Consider the following 9,047-nt stretch of genomic DNA (forward strand, 5'->3'; position numbering starts at 1 on the left):
GGTGAGCCGCAGGCCCGAAGTCCCCACCCCTCGGGCCTGCGGCTCACCCCATGCGCCACCCCGCCCGCCCTGAACCCCGCTCCGGAAGGATGTCCATGCCAATACTCCTGGACCCGACCGCGCACACGCCCACCCACATCCTGATCCAGATCAGTGACACCCACATCGTCCGCGAGGGTGAGCTGATGCACGGCAAGGTCGACACGTACGCCGCGCTGCGCACCGTGCTCGACCAGATCGAGGCGTCCACGCTGAAGATCGGCGCCCTGCTGCTCACCGGCGACCTCGCCGACCGCGGTGATCTGCTGGCCTACCAGCGGTTGCGTGACCTGGTCGAACCGGCGGCGGCGCGCCTGGGCACGCCCGTGCTCTACGGCGTCGGCAACCACGACTCGCGTGGCCCGTTCCGGGAGGGACTGCTCGGCGCGGAACCCACGGCGGAGGCTCACGACTACGTGCACTGGGTCGGTGACCTGCGGATCATCATGCTCGACACCACCGAACCGGGCGAGCACAGCGGCTTTCTGAGCACCGCCCAGCTGCGCTGGCTCGCCGACGAGCTGGCCACCGCGGCCCCTGACGGGACCATCCTCGCCCTGCATCACCCACCCGTGCCGTCCCCGCTCGCGATGGTGAACTCGCTCCTGCTCGCCGAGCCGCAGAACCTCGCCGACGTGCTCGCCGGCAGCGACGTGAAGATCGTGCTGGCCGGTCACGCCCACCACGCGTCCGCGGGCGTGCTCAGCGGCGTTCCGGTCTGGGTGGCGGGTGCCACCGCCTACCGGATACGCACCCTCGGCCCGGCCGACCGGATAACCGGCCTGGTGGGGGGCGAGTACACCCGGATCGACGTCTACCCCGAGGGGGCCGTCGCCACCGCGGTACCGATCGCCACCTCCGAAGTGGTCTACGACATGACCCTCGACGAGGTCGTCCAGCTCGCGGCGGATTATCACTGACCCCGTCCGGCACTGACCCCGTCCGGCACTGACCCCGTCCGGTGCGTCGGCCCTTCCCACGCCTCCGGACTTCCCGCGCCTCCGGAAAGGATGCTTCCGAACCGTGTTCGTCGAAANCGCCANCCNGGGGGCAGCCGGCGCCACAGTCCCCGCCGGTGCCGCAGTTTCCGCCGGTGCCGCGTCGCGCGTGCCGGTGCGGGCCGCCCGGCCGTCGCTGGCCCGGCGGATGCTCGCCGCCACCCCGCCCTACCTGTACCTGCTGCCCGGAGTGGCCAGCCTGGTGCTATGGACCTACAAACCGATCATCGAGGCCGTCCAGCTGTCCTTCTACCACTGGAACCTGCTGCCGAACTCGCCACGGACCTACGTCGGTCTGGACAACTACCGGCAGATCTTCACCCTTCCGCAGCTCCGGGGCGCCGCGAAGAACACGCTGTGGTACATCCTCGGCCTGGTTCCGTTCGCCATCGTTCTGCCCACCGCCATCGCGCTGGCCATCCGGGACCTGGGCGGTCGGTCGCGCACCGTCTACCGGGCGCTGGTCTTTCTGCCGATGCTGGTCGCGCCGGTCCCCGCCGCCGCGGTCTGGCGCTGGTTGCTGGATTCCAAAGGGGTGGTGAACCACGCCCTCGGGCTTGGTGACTACAGCTGGCTGCGGGAGGAGCGGACGGCGCTGATCGCCATCCTGGCGATCTGCGCGTGGCAGATCCTCGGCTTCGCCACCCTCGTCATCTCCGCCGGACTCACCGGCATCAGCAGTGATTACGCCGAGGCCGCCGAGATGGACGGGGCGTCGCGCTGGCAGGTCACCCGGTGGGTGACTCTGCCGATGCTGCGCTCGACCCTGCTGTTCATGCTGCTGATAACCGTGCTGCTGTCGGGGCAGTGGACATTCCCACTGCTCGACGTGCTCACCCAGGGCGGCCCCGCCGACTCCTCGACCAACATCTATTACCTGCTCTGGGAGTTCGGTTTCCGCNGCCTGGACTCCGGTCTGGCCTCCGCGGCGGGCATCGCGTTCTTCCTCGTCTTCGCGGTGGTGGCGGCAGTGCTGGTCAAACTGGCCGACCGGTACAGCTTCGCTGACAACTGACCCGGACCCTCGGCGACCGGATTTCTCGACGCACCCCGGTCCCCCGATCCAAGGATGCGCACACGATGAGCAGCATGCGGATACCGCGGATACCCCACTGGCGGGCCGCGGCCAGCCATCTGATGCTGGCCCTACTGAGCCTGATCAGCCTGTTTCCGGTGTACTGGATGTTCGCCACCTCCTTCCGCCGGCCGGACGACATCTTCGACCAGTCGCTCCTGCCCTGGCCGCTGAGCCTCGCGAACTACCGCTACGTCTTCGACAGTCTCGACATCGGCGTGCTGCTCGCCAACACCTTCACGATCGCCGCCGTCACCGCCGCCGGCCAGCTCATGATGTCCCTGCTCGCCGCCTACGCCTTCGCCGCCTGGGAGTTCCGCGGCAGGACCCTGTTCTACCTGGCGTTCGTGGCCACCTGGCTCATCCCGTTCCAGGTGACGATGATCTCGAACTACCTGGTGCTGTCGAACCTGGGCCTGCTGAACACGCTGGCCGGCGTCATCGTGCCGAACCTGTGCTCGGCGCTCGCGGTGCTCATGCTCCGCCAGCACATGCAGGCCTTCCCCCGGGAGCTGCTCGACGCGGCCCGCATCGACGGGCGGGGTTCATGGTCCACATTGTGGACGGTCGTCGTGCCGAACCTGCGCCCGGCGCTGGCGTCGCTGTCGATCCTGCTGTTCATCACCGCCTGGAACGAATATTTTTGGCCGGCGCTGGCGCTGCAGCGGGCGAACTCCGTCATCCAGCTGGGCATCCGCGGTTTCCTGACCCTCGAGGGCGACAACTGGGGCGCCGTGATGGCCGGGTCCGGCCTTGCCTGCCTGCCCGTCTTCGCCCTCTACCTGGTCCTGCAGCGCCAGGTCGTCGACGCGTTCGTGCGCTCCGGCCTGCGCTGACCGCGCTGACCGCTCCGGCCTACGCTGACCGCGCGGCCCCGTTTCCCGGCGGCAGCTCCTCGCCTCTTGCCTCTTGCCTATCCAAAGGAAGCCGGCCGGCCGGGTGACGGCGATCCAAGGTGGGCCGCGAAAGTGGGCCGCGAGATCGGAGAGCTCCGTCAGACGGACGGGGTGACCATATCGTCGGCGATCCGCTCGATCCTGGCCCGCAACTCGGCCAGGGGGAGCCTCAGGTCGAGCACGTACGTCACGAGCCCGATGGGCGTGGGACCCCCGATCCGGCTCCGGATGACGTCGCCACGACCGCCGGGCTGGCCGTCGGCCCGCTCCGAGCCGGCGTAGACGAGCCGTCCCTGCCGGGCGCCGAGCCGGGCACAGTAGGCGATCATCTGGTGGTACACGTGTGCGCGCGCGCCCTGTCGGATCGCGAGCCGGTACTTCGCGTCGAGGACAACCGCCGGGATCATCCGCCCGCCCGGGCCCTCCGGCCGGTACAGCACGAGATCGGGGCACATCTCCAGCGTCCGGTCCTCGTCGAGGTGGTGGGTGCGGTCCTGCAGGCGGACCTCACCGCCGCGGTGGGTGAGGACCTCGTCGACGGCGTGGGTCACGAAGTCCTCGAAGACCTCCCACATCTTCACCACGAAGCCGTCCACCCGGAGCGTCTCCCCGTCTTCCCGTTCGAAGGAAGACGAGCGCAAGACCGTCTCGGCGAGCCGGAGCGCCGCATGGTAAGGCGCGTTCACCCGGGTTGGCACCCAGTCCGGCGGCTTGACGGGGCCGTGCGCCGGCTCGGCCACACCGTCCAGGGCGGCGGCGATACGGCGCAGCTCCTGGGCGGTGGCCGGTGCCACCCCGGCCAGGGCGAGCAGCGAGCGGGTGGCGGCGAGCAGCAACCGGTTCTCGGCGGTGTCGACGGTGCGCTCGTCATAGCGCACCTCGAGGGGGAACATCACCCCGGACCGTTGCCGGAGCTGCGCGGACTCGCGCAGCCGGCCGCGAAGGACGGGAAGCGCCGCATCCACCTGCCGATAGCCTCGCGGCACCCCGTGCGCGAGCGCCCGCGAGGCGGTTCGGGCGAACGCCGCGGCGACCGCGGGCAGAAGATCCGGTTCCTCCGCCGCCTGGACCTCGTCCTCGAACCACCTGCCGCGATCCTGCGCGTAGCCAAGCAGAAACAGCAGACGGCGGATGGTGACCTTGGGTCGGATGCGAACCTCGAACGTATCCTCGCCCGACCCGAGGCGCACGGTGCCGACCAGGGCGTTGTCCTTGACCTCGCAGGTACCGTCGGCACGCCGTTGCCGCACCTGCGCCACCTCGCTGGCATCGAGCGCATCGGCCTGGCCCGGGCTCAGCTTCCGCCGCTGCCACCCGGCGCCCTCGGTCAGCTCCACCGGCGCAAGCATGGCATCAGCCTGCCGCGGGGCCGGGGATGGTGTTCGCGGGGACTCCGGCGGCCGGAACCACCGCGGCCGGAACCACCGCGGCCAGGCCGAGGGACTGCCGCAGCGCCGGTAGGCCGTACCGGGCCGCGAGGTCGATGGTCTCGCCGACGTGGTGTTCGGCCAGCAGCGGCAGGATCTGATGTTCCCACACCCGGTCGAGACCGTCGGCACTCTGGTGGACGCGGTCGCGCATCAGATAGGACGGGCCGATGCGGGCGTCCGGGTCGTCGATGCGGCGGTTCAGCTCGCCGAGCAGGCGGGCCGCCTCGTCGGGCAGGTCGCCTGCCGCAAGCCAGCGGCGCAGCACGGACGCGGTCGGTTCGACGTCCGGATGGAGCCCGACGAAGGTGAACCGCCGGCGCAGCGCCTGGTCGAAGGCGGCGATCGAACGGTCCGCGCTGTTCATCGTGCCGATGATGAACAGGTTCTTCGGTAGTTGGAAGTCGCGCGTGTCCGCGGAGGCGTACTGGGTGGTGACGGCCTCCCCGCGGTATTCCAGCAGAAAGTACAGCTCACCGAAAATCCTGGCCAGGTCACCCCGGTTGATCTCATCGATGATCAGGAAGAACGCCTGGCGGGGATTGAGCTCGGCGGCGGTGGCGAGCCGGCGCAGCGGACCGTCCACGAGCTCGAAGGACATCCGGTTGGTGGTGGCCGCGTCACCGTCGCCGCCCTTCACCTGCACCGGGCGGAAACCCTGGAAGAAGTCCTCGTACATATAGGACGGATGGAACTGGACGAGGGTGACGTTCTCGCGCCGATCGTCGGCGAGATGCCAGGCCAAGCGCCGGGCGAGGTACGTCTTGCCGGTGCCGGGCGGGCCGTAGAAGATGAGCTGCGGCCGGTCCCGCAGAAGCTCGACGCACCTGCGCAACCAGTCCCGGCTGTAAAAGAGGCCGTCCGCGAACTCGTCCGTGACCTCGCGCAGATCGTCCCCGCCGAGGGCCTGGCCGGCGAGGGCCTGGCCGGCGAGGGTCTGGCCGGCGAGGTCGGCGTCGGCGCTCTGGGGGGCGGCCCCCGTCGTCGCGATCGATGCCACCGGCGCGGGCGCGGGCACCAGGGCGTCGAGGTCGGCGACGAAATCGGAAAGATCGACGATGCGCGCTTCCGCGTTGCCGAGCAGGGCCGCCACCCGATCGGGTAGATCGAGGTAGTTCACCGGCTCGTCGGCGTTGCGCCAGTGGACCGGCCGTTGCAGGTCCGCGACGCCCCCGACGCTCGCGACGAACACCGGCGGTCCGAGGATCTCCCCGACGTAGTACTCGTCACGGTCGTTCACGACGACGAGGTCGTTCTCCCGCATCCGGCTCAGGAAGGCGTGGTACTCGCTGGTGAGCCGGCCGCGCCGGGCCGAGGTGAGCGAGGCGTGTTCGCGGTCGACCGCCCGGCGCACCTGCTCCCGGTCGACCCCGGGCCGCACCTCCAGCCGGTCACCGGGCAGGGAACAGACCTCGTCGGCCAGCCAGAGATCCCGCGCCAGCGAACGGCCACGCCGGTCCGCGCCGCGCACCAGCCAGGCCCGGCGAGGGATCCGCTCCGGCGCGATGGACTCGACGAGCATGCGGAGGTCGTCGAGCGGCAGCCGCAGCTCGCCGGCAGCCCGCCCCGCCGTCAGGTCGCCGACCTCGACCTCGAACCAGTCCAGCCAGTCGCGATACTCGTCCTCGGTGAAGAGGGCCTCGCGCGGCGGCCGGCCCGCCGGGTCGAGTACGCGCGACCAGCCCTCGGGGCGGAAGCCGCACAGATGGCGGACGAGGCCGTCGACCGTCAGATCGGCCACCGTCGAGAGATCCGTGACGCTGACCCAGGTCTGTTCGGGCAGCACCGCGAGGACGTCGTCCACCAGGCCAAGGCTGCTCCGGTGTTCCCGCCAGTAAGTGTTGTGCTCCGTGACATCACGCCACCACGCGGCCTCGTCCGGGGACGCCCGCAACGCATCCCGGCCGATTCCGGTAGCCTGCCACCGGCGGTTGCTCTCACTCAGATGACCGGCCCTGGCCAGGTAGACAGCGCCCCGCAGGACGAGTTTCCTTGCGACGGCGCTCCGCGGGTCGTCACCTGATCCGCGCCGCCATCCGGGATCGGCGCCAGCATCGGACGCACGCATCCGCATCCACAGCTCGTCCGGAGACGCCTCGCCGACCTCCGCCAAGATCCGCATAACCCGGTACAGCAGCCCGCCGATGATCTCTAGCTGATCCGCCATGCACCCGCCCCCGAGACGATCCACCCGCAGGATCTGATCGGGAGCAATTATTCATCAGGTCATCAGACAACGACGAAGCACTCATAGCGAACGAAACTTCCACTACCCAGAGTGATCATTCTGGTGAGCCAGCCAGGCCGTCCGGAGAGGTATCGAGCCGTCCGTTTCCCGCTGTCGCCGTCCACACGCCTCACGCACCGAACGCCCGTCGCCCCCGGCAGGCCTGCCGGCAACCGAAGATCGATGCTGCCGTGAGCAGGCACACAGGCCGGCAGGAGCGTCCTCACCGCGAGCATGAAGGCGCGCGAACCGATCTGTTTCGCGCGGCGCCGGCTCACGTGGACCGCGGAGAAATACGCCCCCCGATCGCCGGAGGTGATTACAGGCGGCAATCCCGCCCGGCTCGCTTCTCCGCGCCGGGATGCCGTACAAGTGCCAGGCGCTTCTGAATACGATACCGTTGGCCCGGTCACGAGAATGGCTCTCTTCTGCCCCGGGAGCGTCCATGGCTGTTCGCCGGTCTCCGGCCAGGTTACCGCGGTGACTCCGGCCGAGTTCCGTGGCCTCGAAACCGCCCCGGAACGACCCGACGCAGGCGGTGGGCCGGTCCCGGAGCAGTCTCGGGTCACCGAGATCGACAGAAAGCTCGACCTGCTGGACCGCGCCGCCTCCCCGGGCGACTCACCCGAGCCCCGCCATCAGGAGCGACCGGCCGGCCGGGATGCTCCCAGCCGGAACACCTCCAGCATCGACGCCAAGCTGGACCTTCTCGACAGGGCGGCGCTCGCCCGTTCCGGCGGCGGCGCGGCTACGCCGGCGGACACCACCGGCGACCGGCCGTCCGAGGTCCGCCCGCCCACCGAGCCCGGGAACAGCGACCGGGCTCGGATCGAGGCCAAGCTGGCGCTGTTGGAGGACGCGGCCCGCCGCTACCGCCCCGAGCCCCCGGACGCGCCCGCCCCCGGTCGGGAGCGCTGGGCCGTCCGCGAGGCACCGCGGACTCTGCCGGACGACCATCCGCTCCTCACCCCGACGGACACCATCAACACCCCCGAACGCGCCGCCCTCCGGGAGAATCTGGTGAAGGAGGTGATCGGCGATGCCAAGCCGCCGGAGCAGGGCAGCCCCACCCTCGACCTCATGGGCGGCGGCGGAGCCTCCGGCAAGGGCTTCGTGCTGGAGTACCTCAAGGACGAAGGCCAAGTACCCACCGAGAACGTAGTCCATCTTGATCCCGACGAGATCAAGAAAATGATCCCCGAGTTCGACGAGATCATGGGTGCAGGAGACTCGCGCGCGGCTGAGGTGGTCCATGAAGAGAGCAGCTCACTCGCGAAGGGAGTCCTTCAACAGGCCATGGACCGCCGCCTCAATATCATCTACGATAGCACCCTCGGCAACCCGGAGAAGACCGCCAAGCTGATCGATGACGCGCATGCGAAGGGATACGAGGTTCGCCTATTCGGGGTGAGTGCCGATCCGGAGCTCGCGGTCACGCGCGCCGCGGACCGCGCCGCAAAGTCCGGCCGCTATGTTCCCGTTGACCACCAGCTTACGGCACACCGTGGATTCTCCCAGGGCTTCGAAGGTTATGCCGAGAAGGCCGATAAAGTACGTCTTTATGACACCAACTCTGAACCCCGACAGATCGCCCGCAAGAGGGCGGGCGAAATTTTGACAATTCTCGACCAAGGATCGTACGATAAATTTCAAAATAAAATAAACATTAATCCAGAAGCCATGGGGCCGGCATCACTGTACACCGATCGAGGCGAAAACCAATAATTTTCACTTCGACGACCAGCTACCCGCACAATCCGAATATCAGACAGATGGTTTCACGAGAAAAAGGAGCATAGCATGGAAGGCAAGGAAACCGACGAGGAGTTCGACGCTCGTCGTTCACAGAAGTTCGATGAGGGGATGGACCGACTCCAAACCTTCGACCCAGATAAATGGGAGGCCGTCAAGAAGCGGATGCGCGAGAAGGAAGAAGAGGAGACCAAGCGCATCTTCGGCGACAAGAAGCCCACTCTGTATGTCGATCGCTATACCGACCTGTGAGGCTTCGCGGCTGATCCCGGCGGCCCACAGAACCCGTCGGTATCGGGTGAAGTCAGATCGGCGCTGAGATCGTACGCAGAGATCCGGGGACGCGGCTACCAGAGGGCGTGCTGGTCGCCGGGAGGTGGCTCCGTGCCTTGTGCGCGCCGAAGGCTGCGAGGGTGGCCGGGTGAGGATGTACTCGAGCATCACGTAGTTCGTCAGCAGGGTGTCGGGACGCCGATCCAGGATCCGCTGCCGGGACTCGGCCAAGTCCTGCCCGGTGTACCGGTCGAAGGTGACCGACCGTACGTATTCGGAAATCCCGTTGGGGCATGATCGTGGGCGGCGTGACCGTGGGGCACTCCGCTGGGGTCTCGGGGGTCGGGGTCAGCCGGGAGG

At 68.6% G+C, this 9,047-nt stretch carries 7 protein-coding genes; 5 read left to right on the forward strand and 2 right to left on the reverse strand.

Annotation, left to right across the window (positions count from 1 at the left end):
- Positions 1-95 precede the first annotated feature (95 nt).
- The 3 genes from CED_RS12705 (at position 96) to CED_RS12715 (ending at position 2,948) form a co-directional block, all read left to right on the forward strand.
- Positions 96-959, forward strand: coding sequence for a metallophosphoesterase (locus CED_RS12705; RefSeq protein ID WP_011437223.1), 864 nt, complete (start codon positions 96-98; stop codon positions 957-959).
- Between the two features lie 103 nt (positions 960-1,062).
- On the forward strand, positions 1,063-2,052 hold the full coding sequence (locus tag CED_RS12710; RefSeq protein ID WP_035910784.1) for a carbohydrate ABC transporter permease: 990 nt from the start codon (positions 1,063-1,065) through the stop codon (positions 2,050-2,052).
- A gap of 65 nt (positions 2,053-2,117) precedes the next feature.
- On the forward strand, positions 2,118-2,948 hold the full coding sequence (locus CED_RS12715) for a carbohydrate ABC transporter permease (protein WP_011437225.1): 831 nt from the start codon (positions 2,118-2,120) through the stop codon (positions 2,946-2,948).
- A gap of 158 nt (positions 2,949-3,106) precedes the next feature.
- Here CED_RS12715 and CED_RS12720 read toward each other — a convergent pair whose 3' ends face one another.
- A complete protein-coding gene (locus CED_RS12720; RefSeq protein WP_051868785.1) occupies positions 3,107-4,357 on the reverse strand; it encodes an McrC family protein in 1,251 nt (416 codons plus the stop codon).
- Positions 4,358-4,361: 4 nt separating this feature from the next.
- Positions 4,362-6,602 carry an McrB family protein gene (locus CED_RS12725; protein WP_051868786.1) on the reverse strand — a complete coding sequence of 747 codons (2,241 nt, stop codon included), beginning with the start codon at positions 6,600-6,602 and terminating at the stop codon, positions 4,362-4,364.
- A 540-nt stretch (positions 6,603-7,142) separates the two neighbouring features.
- Here CED_RS12725 and CED_RS12730 point away from each other — a divergent pair.
- Entirely contained in the window at positions 7,143-8,387 is a 1,245-nt protein-coding gene (locus CED_RS12730) for a zeta toxin family protein (protein ID WP_035910786.1), read from the forward strand.
- A 75-nt stretch (positions 8,388-8,462) separates the two neighbouring features.
- Positions 8,463-8,666, forward strand: coding sequence for a hypothetical protein (locus tag CED_RS12735; RefSeq protein WP_035910789.1), 204 nt, complete (start codon positions 8,463-8,465; stop codon positions 8,664-8,666).
- Positions 8,667-9,047 lie beyond the last annotated feature (381 nt).

It is taken from the genome of Frankia sp. CeD (genome assembly GCF_000732115.1).
In the GTDB taxonomy this organism is placed as follows: Bacteria; Actinomycetota; Actinomycetes; order Frankiales; family Frankiaceae; genus Frankia; species Frankia casuarinae.

Excerpts from the sequence above, each read along its gene's own strand:
- CED_RS12720 (WP_051868785.1), bottom strand. The coding sequence starts at position 4,357 with ATGCTTGCGCCGGTGGAGCTGACCGAGGGCGCCGGGTGGCAGCGGCGG.
- CED_RS12735 (WP_035910789.1), top strand. The coding sequence starts at position 8,463 with ATGGAAGGCAAGGAAACCGACGAGGAGTTCGACGCTCGTCGTTCACAG.
- CED_RS12705 (WP_011437223.1), top strand. The coding sequence starts at position 96 with ATGCCAATACTCCTGGACCCGACCGCGCACACGCCCACCCACATCCTG.
- CED_RS12715 (WP_011437225.1), top strand. The coding sequence starts at position 2,118 with ATGAGCAGCATGCGGATACCGCGGATACCCCACTGGCGGGCCGCGGCC.
- CED_RS12725 (WP_051868786.1), bottom strand. The coding sequence starts at position 6,602 with ATGGCGGATCAGCTAGAGATCATCGGCGGGCTGCTGTACCGGGTTATG.